16 protein-coding genes and 2 pseudogenes are annotated in these 18447 nt (G+C 68.6%); 10 read left to right on the top strand and 8 right to left on the bottom strand.

Features of this window, described 5'->3' with window-relative positions; translation table 11 throughout:
• Window positions 1–121: 121 nt before the first annotated feature.
• A complete protein-coding gene (locus tag ACFYMP_RS17450) occupies window positions 122–475 on the bottom strand; it encodes a zinc-binding dehydrogenase (RefSeq protein ID WP_388857622.1) in 354 nt (117 codons plus the stop codon).
• Between the two features lie 216 nt (window positions 476–691).
• On the opposite strand from ACFYMP_RS17450, the gene ACFYMP_RS17445 reads away from it, so the two are divergent.
• From ACFYMP_RS17445 to ACFYMP_RS17430, 4 genes are all read left to right on the top strand, one after another.
• Window positions 692–1351 (top strand): hypothetical protein, encoded by a 660-nt coding sequence (locus tag ACFYMP_RS17445; RefSeq protein ID WP_388857620.1) that lies wholly within the window; start codon window positions 692–694, stop codon window positions 1349–1351.
• Window positions 1344–2621 carry a DUF6545 domain-containing protein gene (locus ACFYMP_RS17440; RefSeq protein ID WP_388857617.1) on the top strand — a complete coding sequence of 426 codons (1278 nt, stop codon included), beginning with the start codon at window positions 1344–1346 and terminating at the stop codon, window positions 2619–2621. The genes ACFYMP_RS17445 and ACFYMP_RS17440 overlap by 8 nt, the downstream gene beginning before the upstream one ends.
• Before the next feature lie 74 nt (window positions 2622–2695).
• Window positions 2696–4000 carry an FAD-dependent oxidoreductase gene (locus ACFYMP_RS17435; RefSeq protein ID WP_388857614.1) on the top strand — a complete coding sequence of 435 codons (1305 nt, stop codon included), beginning with the start codon at window positions 2696–2698 and terminating at the stop codon, window positions 3998–4000.
• Window positions 4001–4024: 24 nt separating this feature from the next.
• The gene (locus tag ACFYMP_RS17430; RefSeq protein ID WP_388857611.1) at window positions 4025–4945 is read left to right on the top strand and encodes a phytoene/squalene synthase family protein; all 921 of its coding nucleotides are present in this window, start codon (window positions 4025–4027) and stop codon (window positions 4943–4945) included.
• Window positions 4946–4975: 30 nt separating this feature from the next.
• On the opposite strand, the gene ACFYMP_RS17425 is transcribed toward ACFYMP_RS17430, so the two are convergent.
• On the bottom strand, window positions 4976–5716 hold the full coding sequence (locus ACFYMP_RS17425) for a helix-turn-helix transcriptional regulator (RefSeq protein ID WP_388857608.1): 741 nt from the start codon (window positions 5714–5716) through the stop codon (window positions 4976–4978).
• Window positions 5717–6314: 598 nt separating this feature from the next.
• On the opposite strand from ACFYMP_RS17425, the gene ACFYMP_RS17420 reads away from it, so the two are divergent.
• On the top strand, window positions 6315–7229 hold the full coding sequence (locus tag ACFYMP_RS17420; RefSeq protein WP_388857605.1) for a helix-turn-helix domain-containing protein: 915 nt from the start codon (window positions 6315–6317) through the stop codon (window positions 7227–7229).
• Window positions 7230–7645: 416 nt separating this feature from the next.
• Window positions 7646–7849, top strand: coding sequence for a cold-shock protein (locus ACFYMP_RS17415; protein WP_388857602.1), 204 nt, complete (start codon window positions 7646–7648; stop codon window positions 7847–7849).
• Window positions 7850–8389: 540 nt separating this feature from the next.
• Here ACFYMP_RS17415 and ACFYMP_RS17410 read toward each other — a convergent pair.
• On the bottom strand, window positions 8390–9175 hold the full coding sequence (locus ACFYMP_RS17410; protein WP_388857599.1) for a helix-turn-helix domain-containing protein: 786 nt from the start codon (window positions 9173–9175) through the stop codon (window positions 8390–8392).
• A gap of 503 nt (window positions 9176–9678) precedes the next feature.
• Here ACFYMP_RS17410 and ACFYMP_RS17405 point away from each other — a divergent pair.
• Entirely contained in the window at window positions 9679–10896 is a 1218-nt protein-coding gene (locus ACFYMP_RS17405) for a hypothetical protein (RefSeq protein ID WP_388857596.1), read from the top strand.
• 757 nt (window positions 10897–11653) lie between these two features.
• Here the strand turns inward: ACFYMP_RS17405 and ACFYMP_RS17400 are convergent.
• From ACFYMP_RS17400 to ACFYMP_RS17390, 3 genes and pseudogenes are all read right to left on the bottom strand, one after another.
• A complete protein-coding gene (locus ACFYMP_RS17400; protein ID WP_388857593.1) occupies window positions 11654–11800 on the bottom strand; it encodes a hypothetical protein in 147 nt (48 codons plus the stop codon).
• Window positions 11801–11965: 165 nt separating this feature from the next.
• Window positions 11966–12418 carry a hypothetical protein gene (locus ACFYMP_RS17395; RefSeq protein WP_388857590.1) on the bottom strand — a complete coding sequence of 151 codons (453 nt, stop codon included), beginning with the start codon at window positions 12416–12418 and terminating at the stop codon, window positions 11966–11968.
• A gap of 325 nt (window positions 12419–12743) precedes the next feature.
• A pseudogene (locus ACFYMP_RS17390) lies at window positions 12744–13366 on the bottom strand (PHP domain-containing protein); the annotation flags it as partial.
• 514 nt (window positions 13367–13880) lie between these two features.
• Between ACFYMP_RS17390 and ACFYMP_RS17385 the strand changes: the two are divergent.
• Window positions 13881–14549 (top strand): hypothetical protein, encoded by a 669-nt coding sequence (locus ACFYMP_RS17385; RefSeq protein ID WP_388857587.1) that lies wholly within the window; start codon window positions 13881–13883, stop codon window positions 14547–14549.
• Window positions 14550–14614: 65 nt separating this feature from the next.
• On the opposite strand, the pseudogene mihF reads toward ACFYMP_RS17385, so the two are convergent.
• Together mihF and ACFYMP_RS17375 are read right to left on the bottom strand one after the other, a co-directional pair.
• Window positions 14615–14902: pseudogene (gene mihF / locus ACFYMP_RS17380) on the bottom strand (integration host factor, actinobacterial type); the annotation flags it as partial.
• A gap of 34 nt (window positions 14903–14936) precedes the next feature.
• Entirely contained in the window at window positions 14937–16130 is a 1194-nt protein-coding gene (locus ACFYMP_RS17375; protein ID WP_388857584.1) for an aminotransferase class I/II-fold pyridoxal phosphate-dependent enzyme, read from the bottom strand.
• A 394-nt stretch (window positions 16131–16524) separates the two neighbouring features.
• On the opposite strand from ACFYMP_RS17375, the gene ACFYMP_RS17370 reads away from it, so the two are divergent.
• Together ACFYMP_RS17370 and ACFYMP_RS17365 are read left to right on the top strand one after the other, a co-directional pair.
• Window positions 16525–17781 carry an MFS transporter gene (locus ACFYMP_RS17370; RefSeq protein WP_388857581.1) on the top strand — a complete coding sequence of 419 codons (1257 nt, stop codon included), beginning with the start codon at window positions 16525–16527 and terminating at the stop codon, window positions 17779–17781.
• An 86-nt stretch (window positions 17782–17867) separates the two neighbouring features.
• On the top strand, window positions 17868–18302 hold the full coding sequence (locus ACFYMP_RS17365) for a hypothetical protein (RefSeq protein ID WP_388857578.1): 435 nt from the start codon (window positions 17868–17870) through the stop codon (window positions 18300–18302).
• Window positions 18303–18447 lie beyond the last annotated feature (145 nt).

The raw sequence follows: 18447 nt of genomic DNA, 5'->3' as shown, positions 1-18447 counted from the left end.
AGGGGAGCCAGAACCCGCTCACGGTGATGGACTGCTCCAGCATCGTCTGCAAGCAGCTCCTTGTGGAGCTCACCGCCTGCGTAGCCGTAGACGGCCAGCCGACCCAACGGAGCGAGCGCGCTCACCGTCTGCTCGAAGGCGGGACCCCGGTCATCTCCAGGGCGGCGTGCGCCTTGCCGCGGGCGGGCCTCCTCGATCCGCGCACCCAGATCGGTGTGTGCGAGGAGTCCGCCGCGGCCTTGGCGCCGAGCTCAAGGGTCAGGGCACGCTTTTTCTCGGTACTCGCCAGGGCGATGACCTCGGCTCTGGTCTGGCTGGCCAGCTGCACGGCGATGGAGCCGACTCCGCCGGCAGCCGCGGAAACGACGACTTTCTGGCCAGCCCTGAGCTGGAGCACGTTGAAGATCAGGTGCCATGCAGAATGATTGAACTCTGCACTTCTCGCCTGGCGAGAAGCGGCAATTGTTGCTTGCAATTGTCCGAAACTACGGGACATAGTTGGGCCTGCGTTTGAGCCGTGCGTGATCATGCGGTCGCTTCCGGTGCCGGAACCTGCCGTTCCGCAAGCACGGACTGCGCAACGTAGCCGAAGAGCCTGTGAAGGTGGCAGGTTCGCACGGCAAATAGAACTCCAGTACGGGGACGGCGTGGAGGCAGTACCAGAACGACGGGGCCGGGGCGAGGAGGACGGGTGAAGAGGTGCGGTCATCAGACAGCGCACTGCGGGGATGAGGGAGGCGCCGGCGGCCGGCTCAAGGGGAAGGGCTGTGACGTCCGGGCCCGTCGCGCTGCTCTTGCCCGTCGCACCGCCCGCCGGTGGAGAAACCTTCTCGACGGCGTTGCCATCTACCGCGACGCCCGCCGAACGGCACGGGTCATCCGCAAGGATGTGGGCCTGCTGGGGGTGTGTGACATCGACGACCTGATCAAACTCGTCTCCGCCCGGCGAGGACGGCCGATCACCGTGCGCGCCGAGCCCCTTCCCGTCAGCGCGGCTTGCGGTTCCAGCCTCTACAGCGACTCGATCGTCGTCGACTCCGGAGCCAGCGCCCTGACTCAACTGCATGCGAAAATGCACGAACTTGGACACCTCCTGTTCGACGCTCCCAGCTGGGAGTGCGAGCGTTCCACGGAAGCGCACGAACCCATGGCGCCCGACCTGGCCCGGCAGTTGTTCCCCGGGCTCAAGGCCGACGAGGTGAGCAGCTTCTTCAAGCGCTCGCGCTACGACAGCAAGCAGGAACGCCGGGTTGAGATTTTCGCAACCGTGATGCTCGAACGCCACCTGCTCCTGCACGAGAGCGCCGACTCCGTCGCCTCCACCTTCACTCACAGGAGGGCCGGTGTCTGATCCGACGACGACCGTCTACCTGCTGATGACGGTCATCTACCTGGTCATCGCCGACTGGAAGGCTCTCGCACTGCTGCGGGAACCCTCGCTGCCCCTCGCCCTCATCACGGCGGCGTTCTTCGTCGGCGGAGTCGTCTACGCCATGGCCTCACCGGCCGGCTACCGGCTCATGGGCGCGGAACTCGGCCAACCGCGCATCGCCACGCTGTTCATCTACGTCGGCATCCTGCTGTGCTACGCCGACACCCACATCCTCGCCCTGCTGTGGACTCCCGCCCGCGACGCGCCCCGCCGGATCGTGCGCAGGACCGTCGCGATGTGGACAGCCGCCTACGGGCTGGCGATCACGGCGATGGTCACCGAATTCCTGCACGCAGACCTCGACGGTCCGGCCGACCCGCTCCTGTTCAACACCCAGCAGGCCGACGACCCCCACGTGCTGGTCTTCCTGTCGATCCTGCTCGTTGTACTCACCTGCGGAACCCTCAACACCTGGCAGCGCTCGAGGCGGACCGCAGGCACCGATCCCCGCATCCGCCATGCTCTGCGCTGGTTCGGCGGCAGCATGCTGGTGACCTTCGGATACGTGCTGTGCTCAACACCGGCCATCTTCCTTGCAGCCATCGGCCACCAGGAGTTCCAGACGCTCGGCGTGATCGGGGCCTACTTCGGTATCCTGGGCTGCCTGGGCACCTGCTACGGCATGAGCGGCGCCGCCGTCACCGCCTGGCTGCGCGAGCGGCGCGACACGGTTGCGCTCCAGCCCCTGTGGAAGCTCGTCGTGGGCGACTTCGACGAGGAGCTGATGTACAGCCCCACCTCCGCCAGGCCGCACGTGTGGGGGATCCTCCGCATCGTGCTGACCCGCAGGATCATCGAGATCCTCGACGGCATCCGGGCCGTGCAGCCGTGGGCCAGTGCGGAGGTGGCACGAGCGGTACAGGACCTGACGGACCGTACGCTCCCCGAGGAGGAGCTGGAGGCGATCATCACCGCGGCCGTTCTTCGTGATGCTGCCACTCGCTACAAGGAAGCCGCCCGGGCCGCACGAGCGTCAGACCAGAGCTGGGTGCGGCCGCCGTCCGGCGCCGGTCACACCACGGGCGCACTGCCGGGAACGGATACCGCCCCCCAGGACGAGCGGGCCCGCCTGGTGCGCGTCGCGCGCGCTATGTCCCACCCGCTCGTCCTCGCCGCGCTCGAACGCACGTCGACCACACGCAACCGCCCCTCAGCTCCGCGCGAGGAACGGGCCGGCGGCCGCAAGTAGGGCTGGCCCGGACACCGCCGGGAACAGCAACACTCAGGCGCACAACGAGAGCCGAACGGCTCGGAGGGGGAAAAATGCGGGCAGTTGTACTCGGCGGATCGTTCGCCGGCCTCCTCGCCGCCCGGGTCCTGCACTACCATGCGGACGAGATCATCGTCCTGGAGCCGGACGGAACGTGCACACCCGCAGGTGCAGGAGCACCGCAGCGCTCCCAGCTGCACGCTCTGCTGTCCATGGGACACGACCAGTTGGAGCTCCTCTTCCCGGGCATCACCGAGGAGATGGTGACGGCAGGCGCGCTCATCGGCATTGGCGAGCAGGTGCAGTTCTACGTCGACGGGCGCCTCAAGGTTCCCTCCAGGGATGCGCGCATGATCGGTGCGAGCCGGTCGTTCATCGAACAGCACGTCCGCCGCCGGGTCCTCGCCCTCGGCAACGTTCAACTCCTCAAGGGCAAGGCACTCAGCGTGCGGACTCGCTCCGGGCGCGTTTTCGCCGTGCCCTACCGAGACGCCGGCGGCCGGGCCGCGGAACTGCCCGCCGACTTCGTGGTCGATGCGATGGGGCGCTCCAGTCGGCTGAGCCAGTGGCTGGAGAAGGGAGGGTGGCCCGCACCACGCACCGAGCGGATGCGGATCTCGCTCGGGTACGCCACGGCTCGCTTCCACCGCGGTGACGAGCTGCCCACCACGGTGGTCGCGCACGCCACCCCAGGGCCGGCCAGCAACTACCTGCCCGCCCTGTGCGAGCCCGGTGCGCTGGTCGCCGTGGAGAACCAGCAGTGGAACGTAGTCCTCGCCGGCTACGACGGCTACCGCCCGGGCCGTGACCCGGACACCTTCCGTGCACGAATGCTCCGATGCGTTAAGCCGCTTCAGCACGTCGCCGAGAGCTGCGAGATGGACGGCCAACCCACCGCCTACCATTTCCGCGAGAGTAAACGCCGCCACTACACCAGCCTTCCCCGGTTTCCCGGGGGCCTCGTGGTCATGGGCGACGCGCTCGCTTGCGTCAACCCGATCTATGGCCAGGGCATGACTCTGGCCGCGCTCCAGGCAACCGCGCTGGCCCGGTACCTCGCCTCCGGCACCCCCAAGCACAAGCCGGCCCACCCCTACTTCCGCCGCACGGCGGCGATCGTCAACGCCGCCTGGCAACTGTCCACCACAGCCGATCTCGCACAGCCCCACGTCGACGGGCCCTACCCCTTCGGCTACCCCCTCCTTCGATGGGCGGCCGATCAGGTGACCAGGGCCTCCATCGTCAACCGGCACGTCAACGGCACCTACATGGACGTCGTTCACATGCGCCGCCATCCACGGGCCCTCACGAGCCCGCGGATCCTGCTGCACACCGCCCACACACTCCTGACCAAGTAACCACCCGCACGACAAGGAACCGCCATGACCACGTGGCCCCGCACGCTGCGACAGGCCGGCATCACCGAGCCGGACCTGCAGGCCGCGTACGGCCGGCAGCGCACGCTCGTCCGGCGCTTCAAGCGGGAGGAGTACCTCACGGTCCGGCTCCTCCTGCCGGCGCACCTGCGCCCGCACGTCATCGCCGCGGTCGCTTTCATGCACGAGACGGACAACCGCATCGACACCGGCACGACCGACGCCCGCAGAACGGCACTGGGGGAGTGGGAGGCGGCCACCCGCAAGACCCTCGGCGGAGATCCCGCCACCGACGCGACACTCCTCGCACTCCAGGACGCGGCGCGCAGTCGGCCTCAGCTCGTCCACCGGGTCGAGGGCTTTCTGCGGGGGGCCCGCCACGAAGTGGACTACAGCGGGTTCACCACCGAGGAGGAGCTACAGGCCTACGTCGACGGATACTCACTGCCCGCCTTCATGCTCCTGGCCTGTCTGCTGGACCTGGAGCCCCCGGCGGACACAGACGCGTTTGAGCGCGGCTGCCGTGACCTCATCGAAGCGATGCAGCGCGTCGACTTCCTCGACGACCTCGCCGAGGACGCGGCGCAGGGCCAGGTCGGCGTCCCCGCCGCAGACCTGGACCGTCACAGCTTGTCCGTCGCGAACCTTGCGGATCCCACGGACACAGTCCGCTCACGACTGGAACAACTGGTCCAGGAACAGGCGGAACTGGCCCGGCCGCGACTGTCCGCGAGCAGGCGCCTGGCCGGCATGGTGCCGCAGGCGAGTCGCCCGTTCATCACCGCCATGCTGCAGGTACAGGAGTTGCGGCTGAACGCTGTGAGAAGAAAGGGCGGCCACCTCGTCGACGGAGGGGCGCGTCCCGCGGTGCCGGCACTCCTGGGGATACTGGGACGTCAGTACCGGGCCGCACGGCGGTCCCGGTAGACACCACATCCGCTCGGCCGGCGAAGCGAACTACCGGGCGGCCGGGGGCGCCCCTTCGTCCGTGTCGGAGTGCGCCAGACCAAGGACGCCCCGCACCACGTGCATGACGCTGCGCCGACGTCCGGCCGGCAGGGCTCGCATCGTGTTCGTAAGCTCCGTCAGCTCCCTGTCCTCGGGCTGCGGCGTCGGTGCCGGTGTGGTGAAGCCGCTCAGGAGCGCCTTCCGCAATTGCTGGGACAGCTCGTCGTCACCAGTGGCGATGCTGCCGCGCAGCGCCAGGTGCTCGACCTTGACGCCCCTGAACCGACACAGAAACAGGACCTGATCGCTCACTCGCTCCAGCGCCTTGACCAAGGCCTCGGCACCGCTCATCGTGAAGAAGCCGGAAGGCACGTCGAAGAACCGCTCCAGAGCGGTGTTCACTTCCAGGTTGGGGTTACGGTCACCGCGGAGCACCGCGGTCATCGTCGGCTTGGAGATACCAACCTGATAAGCCAACTGCTCCGCGGAGTACGGCTTGCCGTCATCCCGCGGGCGGGTACGGCGCAGGAACTTCAGCCGTTCGGGGAAGGACAGGTCGAGTTCCTCCGGCGGGACTACCTCACCGGCGAAGAGACGCTGCACGACGCCAGCCGGGATGGCCGTCGTCTCCTCGATGTGATCGAAGTCGATCAGAGCCTCGGGGGGTGTGCCCAGCGGCTCGATCTGTTTGGTAAGCGCAGCTACAACCGCCGCAACGTCCTGCCCTCCGGGCATGTCGCGCATGTCCATAAATGGGCGGTCTCCTGCTCTTTGCGTAATCTGCTTGATGTACAGCGGGCGTTACGCTACCGCCTTTGCCGAATAACTTCACAACTCATGAACTAAATTTGTAGCCGTAACGGCGATGGGGTAGGTGGCAAGGCTACAAATCTTGACACCGGGGTGTGTGTGCAGCATGATCGCTGCTTGTGGTTGAACTGTCTACCCGCCCGTGAGGGATGGATGCAGAACTGGCCACGCTACGCCCTTGCGCGACCCCTGCGGTCATCACTCACGGAGATGTTGCATGAGCCCGGCACCACCCCCCCTCGGAGGTACACGGCAATCGCGCCGTGGGTACTCCGGTGACGCGGGGGGCGGTGGTGGCGATGCGCTCAGGAGGCCCGCGTTCGGCCCATCCCGGAACAGCGGGCGCCGGAGCACCTGCCACCGGATTCCGGGCACAGGCGACGAGGAAGCCACGACGTACAGCACGGAGGGCCAGGCGCTGGGGCGGCGCCCAACCGTGAATCCGGCGGCAACAGTTCACGACGGTCCATCAGGTCGAGACCGCTCCGCGGTCACCCGCGGGCCGAGGACCGAACCGCGTCGTTAAGGGGGAAGCGCAATGCGCACGGGCTCTCATCAGGAAGCCGACCACGGGGACAACGACAGCCTGGCCGCAGAGATGAAGGCCAACCGCCTGCAGCACTTCCTCAAAGGGCGTCGCGATCACCTTGCCCTGAGCCAGTATCAGGTCGCTGAGCGTCTTGCCATCAGCGACCGCGCGTACGGCAACTGGGAGCGGGGCCGGGTTAAGGAGTGGACGGACGAGAAGCTGTACGCCCTGGCCGAAGTCCTTGAGATGTCCGAGTATCAGACCACGCGTCTGTTCCTCTACGCGGTCGGCCGCGCGCCGCAACCCGATCTGCGTGCCACATTCTGCCGCGCCGAATCGCAGGACCCCGGCGTCGCCGCGTTCCTCGATGACTACACCGTCATGATGGACGCGCTGTCTCTCCCCACCTTCGTCATCGACCAGCGCTGGGACGTCAAGATGGCCAATAGGGCCTACCGCGACCTGTTCTGCAAGGTCCGGCCCCATGCCGCGATGCCCTCGGACAACTTCCTGCGGTTCGGCCTCTTCCACCCAGACGCCCCGACCGTGCTCGTGGACCATCTGAAGTGGCAGCTGGCCATGCTCGCCCAGCTCTCCTCCAGCCTTGAGCGCCACGACGATGACGCCGGACTCCAGGCCATCCGCCGCGACGTCTACCTCCACGCCGGCCTCCGCGACGCGTACGTCAACGACATGCCCGACTGGGTCCTGGGCTCCGGCGCCGATCTGGTCCATCACGAAGGCGCGGTCCGTCAACTGCGCCATCCCGACGCGCACGTTGGCCTCCAGGGATGCCGACTCGTCGAGGAGACCCCGCGCTCGCTGAGGGCGCTCGGACTCACGCGAATGACCCTGGTGCTGGTCGACCTCGACGACCGTCTCTCGCCTGAACGCTGCACGGCGCCCGATCAGCAAGCCGCCTGACGGCATGCCCTCGCCCGTAGCGTGAGCCGACGGTCCCCGCTGCCGATGCTGTCACCCTACGAGAGGCGACGGTGCACACCGAGCGGCAGCCTCTTCTTCACTGCCGGGAGGGTGCTGGCATCCGGGCCCGTACGACAGCTGGAGCGCGCCACACCTCCGCGCCGGTGACCGCCCAGCTGGCCGCCAGCGCCGACCGCCACCGGGACGAGGGCGGTGGCCGGGCGGCACTCCCCGGCGTGAGCAGCCGTTGCTCTCTGGCGATAGCCGATCCCAGCATGTAGCGTCGCGTCGAGATGTCGTGGCTCGCAAAACCTGCCCGCGCTTTGGCGCTGGCGCTTCGGTGTGCAGCGCGTGACCAGGACGATCGCCTCCCGGGCCGTACAGTGCGAACCCGATACCGACTGAGAGGTACCAGCATGGCCAGCGGAACCGTGAAGTGGTTCAACGCCGAAAAGGGCTTCGGTTTTATCCAGCAGGATGGCGGAGGCCCGGACGTCTTCGCGCACTACTCGAACATCAACGCCTCCGGCTTCCGTGAGCTCCAGGAGGGCCAGGTGGTGACCTTCGACGTCACGCAGGGCCAGAAGGGCCCTCAGGCGGAGAACATCACGCTCGCCTGAGTCGGCTCCCGTCCCTGCGGCTCCCCTGGCTTGCCCCGGGAGCCGCAGGGCACCGCGCACCGGTGCGCACGGCTGCACGGAAGTTGTCTCCGCAGCCAGAGACCACGCGTCACCGGATGGCTGGAGGCGCCGGTACTGGCTCATCGGAAGCGATAACGTCTCAAGTCGAAGGCGACCAGATGGAGCAGCGGCCATGCTGGCTACGGCAGAGACGGTGCGGACGGGCACACTCAGGGATGCGACCACGGTGCTGGTCTGGCATCTGCTGGCCCGGCCCGAGACGTGTGACGGCGATTGCGACTTTCACGCCATCGCGTGCGCGCTCAGCGAGAACGACGGCATCAACCTGTTAGGGCCGACGGCGAGGTGCCGTTGCAGCTGGAAGCGCCAGGCGAGCGGTGGTGTACGTCCTGCCTCGCCCGTGCTCAGGCGAACTCCCCCTCACTAGGGTGACCAAGGCCCGGTTCCGTAATGCGACGGTGGCACAGCTCGTCGCGCGACATGCAGCGACGATGGCCGGTTCTGCCGCGTCAGCAGGATTCAACTGGCGAGTCGCATCGCACCGCTTCCCAGCTCGCAGCGGGCGCTCAGCCGGGCGGCGCAGGCCAGCGCGGCCGCGGCGTACTCCCGACGGTTGCGCTCCATCTGCGGGCGCAACCCCATGACGGCCAGCGATCCGTACACGATGGACCCGCGCCACAAGGGGACGCCGAGCATCTTCCAGTCCGGCAGCGGCGACTGCGTCAGCACGTAGCCCTCGGAGCGTATTTCTCGCATGAGGTGGGTGTGGGGAGCACCGTCGAGGTGCGAAAGGATCGCGAGCCCGGCGGCGTCTCCGGTGAGGGGGGCGTAGCGCAGGGCCACCTTGGTGTCGACGTCGGCGTGGTTGAAGGCCCCCTGGAAGTCACTGCGTGGTCCGTAGGTGTGGTTGAGCATCAGTCGGCCCGGGGTGTCGTCGATCAGCACCGCGCTGAAGGCCATGGCGACCTGCGCGGTCTGCCGCTGGAGCACTGTGGTCTCGCGGTCCAGGGCGCTGTCGTGCGGCAGGTTGAGGTGCACGCTCGCATCCGGGCGGTGGTTGGCCACGTCGGTGGCGATGCCGTAGCGGCCCGGCTTGCGGTAGATCAGGTGCTTGGCCTCCACGCCGGCCCGCAGGATGCGGTGGACGGTCGACTTGGTGACGCCGGATTCGTCGATGATGCGCCGAAGCGGGTGGAGCCCGGGGCCCATGCTGTTCAACGTCTGTAGAACGAGGTAGACCCGTGCGTGGGCGGTCATGCCGTCGTCCACCGTGCTGGCGGCCTCGACGAGCTCGGTGTCGATCACTGGCAGTCCCTTCCTGGTAGGCGCGGGGCTGGATCCCGCCTCACGGGCCCCGTCAGGGATATCTCTACCGTCAGGACGGGATCTTGAGGAGGAACTACCTCTTCCAGGAAGAGGGACTTCCGGTGGCCACCCAAACACACTTCGAGCGCTGGGGGTTGACCATAATCAAGCGAGGAAACAGCGGGTCAGGGGCTGTCTTCTCTCGACTGGTGACCTGTTCCGACAGAGGAGGGTCGGACGCGCTGCTCTGCAGCTGCCGGTGTCATCCTGCGGACTCTCATCCCTTGTGCGAGCGCTCTGACCTTCGTCGATACCCCGCTCCGCCATGGTGTGGACCACGTCCCGCCAGCAGCAATCGGAAGTTCAGTTCACGTCCCGCTCTGCGACACGACGAGCGTGATAGCGCCCGCAGTCAGGGAACCGGAGCGAGGAGACATTGCCTCACCTCGGTCGCCCGGCGAAAGTGGCGCAGGCACCACTTCCTACCTTCTGGAGCACCGCCCGTGAACACCCACGCGCCTCAACAGGACGGCCTCGCCGGGCATCTCCTCGTTCTGGGCAGCGGTCCGCAGGCGGAGTGGGAGTACGCCATGCAGCGTTTCGCCGTGGGCTCTCCGCTGCTCCTCATCGATGAGGAGCAGCCGTCCTGGCAGGCTCCGCTCCTTGCCGGAGCTCGGACAGCCGACCTCCTCGACCCACCCCAAGTCCTTGAGGAAGCACAGAAGCTGGCCATCACATGCCCGATCACCGGTGTCCTCAACTTCCATCCCGCCCATGCCCGCGCCGCCGAGCTGATCCGCCGCGAACTCGCCCTACCGGGCCCGCCCGCGGCCACCCTTGATGCCAGCACCCTGCGCCACCAAACGGCCCAGCTCCTCGCCGGCGCAGGCGTGGAACACAGCGGGGCCCTGTACGCGGAGTCGTACGACGAGGTCCTGGAGGCAGCGCATCAGATCGGCTTTCCCTTGGTGTGCAAGCCCGCATCCCCCCGCACGCGGTACGCCGCTCGCCGTGTGACGCGTCTCGAGGAGCTCCCGGAGGCATTCGCGGCGGCCGCCGCCGCCAGCTGGGCCGGGACCGGCACCGTGATCGAGCCGCTGCTCGACGGCATCGAGGCCACCGCCTACACCACCGACTCGCCCTTGGGTCCCAGAGTGGTGGCGATCTCCCACACCACCTTCGACCCGCAGGCCGAACCCGCCCTGCTCCCGGTAGAAGTCGTCGTGGACGCGGACGATGTGTGCGCACCCGCCATCGAGGACACGGTGAGCCGGGCGCTCGCAGCTGTCGGGCACTGTTCAGGGCCCGCGCAGATCCGTATGCGGATCACCTCGACAGGTCCACGGGTCATCAGCGTCAGCACCCACCTCACAGAACCGCTGATCGGCATGCTGATCGAGCAGGTGACCGGGATCGACCTCCTCACTCAGGCCGGCCACAGCGCCCGCGGTCGGACACACCCCGGCGACGAGAACCGCCTCGGCGCCACCGCCGTCCGCTTCCTCCAAGGCCCCGGCCCCACCGCGCTGCCGTCGCCGGAAACGGCGGCACACGCCCACGTCACCCCGTACGCAACCCTTCAGCAGTACCCGGCCGAGCTCCCGGTCGGGCCCCTGCGAAGAAGAGGCCACCTACTCGTTTCTGGTACCGATTACCCCCAATGCATCGCCCGCCTTCGGAGCGCCGCCACCGAACTGCGCTCCTCACGCCTCACCGCCTAGCCAACAAGGAGTTGTGTGGGATCTCAATCCCGTGTCGGAATCTGACGGCCAATGTCGGATCGACGTCGAATGCGACACCGGCCGTGAGACCGCCCAGGTCAGAGGACCGGCGGCCCGAGCTGCTCCGTGCGGACCGTCGAGGATCCGACACGGTCGTGAGACTTCAGCGTCCGACACGTCGTGAGACTGCGGACGAAGCCGCAGGTCATGAAGGCGACGGCCGACATGAGCGGCGAGAACCTACAAGTGCGCCCATGTGCTCGCGCTCCCTCTTCACCTCCGAACTGCCCGACCTTCCCTCCGTGGACAGGCGCTCGTCGACTGCGCACCTCCACGCTCCAGCTCCTGCGGACACCAGCCCCACGGCAGATCGCACCGCCCCGGGACGGAGTGAAGGCGAGCGTGAACTCCGCAACCTGGGCCAACTCGCCGAGACGATGGGCTGATCCGACGTCACCGCCCGGCTCTCTACCTCCCGGCGCTGGTCCTGGACCGCGTCGGCGAAGGGACGCCAACCCCGTCGCCGCGCAGGACATCCTCGGGAGAGGATGGTGGCGCCCGCCTTCGACGCGGTGAACGCGCTGCACGAACGCTGCTCGCTCCACACGCGCTTCGCCCGCTATCAGGCCTGCTCGGCGGTCACTTCGGCTCGCTGAGTTCCATCACCTGACCCGCCCCGACCGTAGCCTCACCTAGGTCACCCTTCTCAAGGACGGTCCAGGACAAAATCGTCGCCACCAATCTGGTCCGGACAACCTCAGCCGGCGCGGCCGAACTCGGCATCATGATCGAAGATCCATGGCAGAGCCGCGGTGCAGTACGCCCGTACGCAGGCACGCACCTTCGGCTGTTCAACGATCGTCATCATGACCGGCTCGGACAACGTGCGGATACTCAAGATCATGACGGCGCTCGGCGCCGTCCGGCCGACCATCCGCAGCTCAACGGTGATCCTCGCACTCCCCGGCGGGTGGCCCGAAGCCCACCCCGCCACCCCCGAGTGCCGCCGCTTGCTCCGGCTGGACGGCGCCCACCTCACCATCTCGCTCTACGCCCGGAGCCCGCGTGGTCACCGATGTACACGGCGAGCGAGGGAGACGCGGGTGATGATTTGGTCGCCGAAACGGGCACGCGCGGCGTCCGAGATGGCTTCGAGGCGGCGGGTGTCCTCGTCGGCGGTCCCGAGGAGCAGTTGCTGATGAGCTTGGTCGGCGGGTGTGAGGCGGTCGGCACGCAGGGTGATCTGCCGGACCCGGGCGCGCTGGAGGCCGAGCTGGTCGTAGAGCTGCTGTGTGAGGGGGGCGAGATGCGGCGAGTGGGAGGTGGGCTCGGGGAGCTGGCGGGTGCGGGTGGTGTGCGTGCGGTCGGCGTAGCGGATGGTCAGAGCGAGCGCCCGGCAGACCTCGCCGTCCACGCGCAGCCGTGCGCCGAGCTCGTCGGCCAGGCCGAGCAGAGCGGCCCGGTGGTGGTCGGGGTCGAGGTCGTCCGTGTCAAAGTCGTGCCGGGCGGCGGTGGAGCGCACGAGGGCTTCGCGCTGGACGAGGCGGGGGTCGATGCCGCGGGCGCGGGCGGTGAGTTCGTGGTCGGCGTGCGTGCCGAGGAGCCGGGCGAGATTGAATGGGGGACGGCGGCAAGATCCCCGATCGACTGGATTCCGTACCGGGCCAGGGTCTTGGATGCGGCGGGGCCGATGCCGGGCAGGGCGGCGACGGGGCGCGGGTTCAGGAATCCGGCCACGGCTTGGTCTGCGGAGTCGATGACGGTGATGCAGCCTGGAGGTGTGGTCGCGGCGGCCATGGCGGCGATCATCGGTGAGCGGCCGCCGCCGATCGCGGTTGGCACGCCGTGTCGCCGAGCTGTACCACGCGGCCTGCCAGCCGGGCCGGTCCCAGCCCGGTCCGGGCGCGCCCGAGGTGAACGGCTTCCAGACGTAGACCCTCGCCAGTGGCGACCCGCCACGGTGCGAGCAGTTGCTCCGCCACATCCGGACGCCCCGCCGTCAGCGCGCCGACCGGCTCGGAGGCCGGTCCCAGCACCACCACCTCGTCCCCGAGCTGCTCCTCCAACACAGGCCACGAAGCGACGGGCGCACCGTCGACGGGGTGTACGCGCGCGGCCGACACGATCCGGCAGATCCGCGCCCAACCGGCCGCCGACCTGGCCAGCAGCGTCACGCGGAAGCGGCCTCCACGACCTGCGCGCCCCCGCGCGCCGGCACCCGCAGGTTCCGCTTCCTCCCGCTGGCCGGAACAGTGGAGGCGACCGCGACATCGACACCGAGGAGCGGCTTGACCCCGGCCGTCACAGCGGCCTTCACGAATCGAACGGCGCCCGCAACGGTGTCCCGGTCGGTCAGCGCCAACGCGGTCACGCCGCGCTCCGCTGCGCGCTGCACCAGGATGCCGGGAAGAGCCGCGCCGTAGCGGGCGGAGTAGCCCGACGCGACGTGAAGGTGCGTGCTCCCGGACAACCAGCCCACCTCCGCCTTACACCAGTCCGCGTTCAAGCCAGGTGGCTCGACCTGTACCCAATGTATCGAGCATAAATGGAACAATGCTACCGGTACGAGTGAGGTCCCGGTGACCGATCTCGACGCAGGTGCAGCGGTCTCACCGAAGACTCCGTCGGGAGCACGAAGGGGTTCTCCACGCGAGGAGGCTGGCGGCTACCCAGGCACCCGCCAGCCTTCGCCCGGTGAGATCACGCAAAGGGCGCTCGACGAGGCGGGCGCCGAAAGCCGCTCCTCGGTCGGCACCCCGGCGAGAGCGCAGCAGGGTAGGGCCCGACAGGCCTTGCAAACGGGCGTGCCGGGCCACGGGCCCGTGCAATGCGGTGCCGATGCCTTCTCGGTGCTCGGGGTCAGCACACGTTCGGCGTACTCACCGCCGAGTGTCGGGCAACTCTTCGCGTGCGCCCGGGAGGCGTTGATCGATACGAGGCAGTATGGTCATGGCCGGTAATCGGGGAGGGAGTTGAGTCATCTGATGCGTATCTCAACCGGGACACGACGGTGGATGCTGGCCACCGCGGTGTGCGGGGTGCTGATCACAAGCTGCAGCAGCGGGGGAGGAGGCGACGAGGCGAAGGCCCAGGCAAAGCCGACGGTCGAGCCGAAGCCGCTCACCGAAGGCGCCCTGCGTCCCCTGCTGCTCTCGCAGGCCGACCTTGGAGCCGGATACGTACAGGTCCAGGAGAAGGCCGACACCGGGAAGTACGACGATGTCTCGGTCCAGGGGTGTCCCTCGCTGGAGAAGCTGGGACAGGGCGGCGATAAGGAGATGTTCGCTGCGAAGGCGGAGACCAGCTTCACATACGACACGGACGCCACGCTCGGCGAGGAGCTGCACAGCGACCGCCCTTCGGTGCTCTCGAGCAAGTTGCGTGAACTGTTCGGGGCCTACACGGCGTGCCCCACCTACACGATGACGGCGGGCACCACACTCATCGAGGTGAAAGTCTCCAAGTCGGCCACCTCGGAGCTCGGGGACGAACAGTTCGCCTACACCTCGACCATGGAGCTGCCCTCCGGCGCCCAGGTCCTCAAGACGATGGCCGTGCGCAAGGGCAACGTCGCGGTGATGCTGGTAGGGGCGCCCGCCTTGGTAGACCGCCACATCAAGAGCGCCGTCGGCAAGCTCCCGGCGGACAGCTGACTATTCCCGGCGCCGCGACGCCCACCAGGCAGGTGGTCTACGCGGCGGCCCGGGAACTCCTGCAGGAGCTTGGCACGCTGAGCCGGTCCCAGGCCCTGCACACGGCGGCCTTCCGGGATGCCCAGCGCCTTCATCGACCGGGCGGCGCGCACCGGTCCGATGCCGGGGAGCGCGGTCAGCAGTTGTCGTACCAGCATCCGGCCAACGACAACGTCTGACCGGTCCAGTGCCTGATGGAGCGTCAACGTGTCGACCTTAAGGCTCGCGCGCACTGCGCTGCGAGCCTGACGGGCGAGGATGGCCTTCTGGCGTGCAGCGTCACGATCGTTGTCGGTGAGGGTGGGAAGGGGCACGATGTTTCTTTCGTTGATGACCACTCGTGGTGCTTCACGCCGCCCGGCGGTAGTGGGAGAGCAGGTCGTCGCGCAGTGCGGTGAACACGCCGATCACCGCCTCCAGCATGTCGGGGCTATGCGCGTCCGTGCAGGTGAGCATCAGCTCGAAGCCCTCGCAGGCGGGCGGGCGAACGGTGGTGAACACGCCGTGATCGACCAGCAGACGCTGCGCCGCCAGCATCGTGACCTCGTCGGAGAACCGCACAGGGACATGGGCGCCGGCGTCGCCGGCAACGTCGTAACCGAGCGCGTCCAGGGCCCGCCGCAGGTGCACGGCCGCCGCCAATGCGTCGGGCTCGCCATCGGCACGCCGACGGATCTCGCGCAGCGCGGCGTGCGCGGCCGCGGTGTCGGCAGGACTCAGCCCCGTTGAGAAGACCTGCGGCCTGCAGACGTGGCGCAGGAAGTCGATCGTCTTGGCGTCGGCGAGGACGGCTCCGCCCTGCGAGGCCAGGGACGTGCCGAAGGACAGGGTCATCATCGGCACCCGGCCCTCCAACCCGAGGTGTTGGATCACACCGCGGCCCAGTCCGAACACCCCCACCCCGTGGGAGTCGTCGACCAGCAGGGTGGCGCCGTACTCCTCGCAGACCGCTAGCAGTTCGGCCAACGGCGCCAAGCACCCCTCCACGGGAAACAGACCGTCGGTGACGACCAGAACAGACCGGGTCGGCGCGCTCGCCAACTGCCGGGCGAGTTCACCGGGGCTGGCGTGGCCGAACTCCCGAACCGCGGCGCCCGAGGCCTTCGCCAGACGGGCCCCATCTACGAGAGAGGCGTGTGCTCTCTCGTCCAGATACACCTGATCGCCGTCGCCGGCGAGGCCGGATACGACACCGAGGTTGGTCATGTAGCCGGTGGCGAAGACCAGGGCCGCCTCATAGCCGAAGAAGCCCGCGAGGTCGGCTTCGAGCTCCTCGTGGAGGTCCAGGTTTCCGCTCAGCAGTCGTGTCCCGGCCGCGGACGTTCCGTAGAGGGCGATCGCGTCCTGCGCGGCTCCGACCACCTCCACGTTCGTGCTCAGCGCCCGGTAGTCGCTGCTGGCGAGCATGCAGACCTCGGCGCCGTCCAGCGCGGCCCGCCCACCCCCGGAGGGGCCCTGGAAGGAGGGGTAGTAGGGATAGAGCCTCGCGTCGCGAATCTCATCAGTCCGCGTATAGACGCGGCATTTCTTCAGCAGGTCCATCAGGTGAGATCCGATCTCTCGCGCAGGGCGGCCCAGTAGCGGCACCACCATCTCTCCGCCGCGGACAACACGGGCCCACCTGCTGCGACGGTCCCGAACTGTGGCGCCGCGATCTGCCGGTGTGTTCCGCCTCACGGGACAGCGCAGCCCGAGGTGAGGGCTGAGGTCCGAAGCACCCACGCGCCGGAGCCGCGGCGCTGGATCACCATAACGGCCCATCTCGCGGAACCCAGATGAAGATCGCTTCCCGCCGGGCGGCGCTCTGCGCCCCAGGTACCCCCGGCCTCACCAGATGCACCGCATCATCGGACCCGAGTCGCCCGGCCCATGCCGCGCGACACGGCCGGGCAACCCTGCCTGCGCCTCCAACTGCCCATCCAGCGAAGGAGAAATGGTGGCCCGGAAGAACGGCACCACCCCCCAGCCTCACTCGGCGTCGCTCAAGGCGCCGGCCGCGTACTGGATGTTGGTGGTCGGCTTCACCATCTGCCGCAGCGGATGCATCGTCGTGCCGTTCCTCTCGCTGTATCTGGTGCGTCAGCAGCACTTCAGCGCGGCGGACGCCGCTCAGGTCAGCGCGGCCTTCGGCGCGGGCTGGGCCATCGGCCCCGTCATCGCGGGTTGGCTCGCTGACCGTATCGGGCGCGGCAAGACCCTCCTGCTGGCCCTGTCCGCCGTGACCGCCGTGTACCTCACCCTCCCGACCTTGCAGACACTGGTAGCATTGACCATCGCCGCCTTTGCCGTCGGGCTCTTCTTCGACGCGCCTCGGCCGGCCGTCCTCGCCCTTGTCGCAGATCTGGTGCCCGAGGCAGCCCGCGGCCGGGCATACGCCCGCCTGTACTGGGCCTCCAATATCGGTGCGGGCGTCGCCGGGGGAGTCGGCACCCTCCTCGCGGACGCCCACATCACAGCGCTCTTCTACGTGGCCGCGACCTCCAACGGAGCCTTCGCGGCCACCGTGCTGATCTGCAAGATCGGAGCAACGCCACCGTCCCTGGCTCTTCACCCCCGCAGCACTGCCACGGGCTACCGCGCCATGCTGCGCAACGGGCCGTTCCTCGCCCTGACCGGCCTCACGCTTCTGTACCTGTGCTCCTACCAGCAGATCTTGTTCGGACTGCCGGTGGCCATGGACCGCGACGGCATGAATCCGTCGGCGTACGGAATCATCAGCCTCATCAACGCGATCGGTGTCGTCGCCTTCCAACCGCTCCTGCAGCCCTGGATCGACCGCCGCACCCCCTTGGTCGTCTGCGCCGCCGGTGCGATCGCCCTGGGCCTGGGCATGGGCGGAAACTTCGGCGCCCAGCAGTCCCTCATCGGCTACGGCTTCGCCGCTGCCGTCTGGTCCTTGGGCGAGGTGCTGTTCTTCAGCAGCGTCATGACGGTGGTCGAACGCCTCGCACCCGCCGATGCGCGAGGCCGTTACACCGGCATCTGGGCGTCCACGATGGGCACCTCCGCCCTCATCGCCCCGCTCATCAGTTCCGCCACCCTCCAAGCCGGCGGACCAGAACTCATGTGGACCACGAGCCTAGCCCTGGGCGTCCTCGCGGCCGTCGGCCTCCTCGCCCTGAAGCGGCACCTCGACACCACCTCCACCACGCCCGAACCAGCGGAGCTGGAACTCGCACCCAGCCCGGTGTGACCCGTTGCCCGGCTAGCGCGGGCGCTGCCTACCGTCCCCTCGCTCGCCCTGCCGGACCGGCCGGCAGCACCGACGCCGAGGACGACATGCCCGCAATCACACGTATCGACCACATCCCCCCAGCCCACACGATCTTCCCGCCCGACAGCCACCCCGACCTTCAACAACCCGGATCCGTGCACCACGGCTGGAACACCGGCCGCCAGCTGCTCCTGCACGCCGTCGGCAGCCCCCTGGCCAACCCGATGAACGCGCAAGACCAACCACGCAGGCAGCAGGCAATCGCGCAACTGCGCGCGCTCAGCCCGAACCTCCACGAGGTCGCTGGACCGCTCACGCTCGCGCTCCACGTCAGCGCCCTCCAGCAACCATCACCGGACACGGACCCCCTCTCTCTCGCCCCTCTGATCGCTGAGGCCCTCGCGGACCTGGGCGGCTGGGGGATCCGCGCCCCCCTGCCCGAGCAACTCGAACTAATCACCCGATCCGTCCACCTCATCACGCCCTGCATGCCCGACTGACTGCCTCCCACCGGGGTGGGGGGCCGCCCCGCGGGGCCCCCCCCCCCCGCGCGGGGGCGCCCCGGGGGGGGGGGCGGGGGGGCCACCCCGCCCCCCCCCCCCCCGCGGGGTGGGTCCCCCGGGGGTTTTTTGGGGGCCGGCCAAG

Origin of the sequence: Streptomyces sp. NPDC007088, assembly GCF_042869355.1 — a bacterium.
Lineage (GTDB): Bacteria > Actinomycetota > Actinomycetes > Streptomycetales > Streptomycetaceae > Streptomyces.
The sequence above is the reverse complement of the archived record's forward strand: the minus strand, read 5'-3'. Positions and strand labels throughout refer to the sequence as shown.

Bases quoted from the DNA above. Each gene is read 5' to 3' on its own strand.
- ACFYMP_RS17435 (WP_388857614.1), top strand. From the start codon at position 2,696: ATGCGGGCAGTTGTACTCGGCGGATCGTTCGCCGGCCTCCTCGCCGCC.
- ACFYMP_RS17430 (WP_388857611.1), top strand. From the start codon at position 4,025: ATGACCACGTGGCCCCGCACGCTGCGACAGGCCGGCATCACCGAGCCG.
- ACFYMP_RS17425 (WP_388857608.1), bottom strand. From the start codon at position 5,716: ATGGACATGCGCGACATGCCCGGAGGGCAGGACGTTGCGGCGGTTGTA.
- ACFYMP_RS17420 (WP_388857605.1), top strand. From the start codon at position 6,315: ATGCGCACGGGCTCTCATCAGGAAGCCGACCACGGGGACAACGACAGC.
- ACFYMP_RS17415 (WP_388857602.1), top strand. From the start codon at position 7,646: ATGGCCAGCGGAACCGTGAAGTGGTTCAACGCCGAAAAGGGCTTCGGT.
- ACFYMP_RS17400 (WP_388857593.1), bottom strand. From the start codon at position 11,800: ATGATCTTGAGTATCCGCACGTTGTCCGAGCCGGTCATGATGACGATC.
- ACFYMP_RS17385 (WP_388857587.1), top strand. From the start codon at position 13,881: ATGCGTATCTCAACCGGGACACGACGGTGGATGCTGGCCACCGCGGTG.
- ACFYMP_RS17375 (WP_388857584.1), bottom strand. From the start codon at position 16,130: ATGGACCTGCTGAAGAAATGCCGCGTCTATACGCGGACTGATGAGATT.
- ACFYMP_RS17365 (WP_388857578.1), top strand. From the start codon at position 17,868: ATGCCCGCAATCACACGTATCGACCACATCCCCCCAGCCCACACGATC.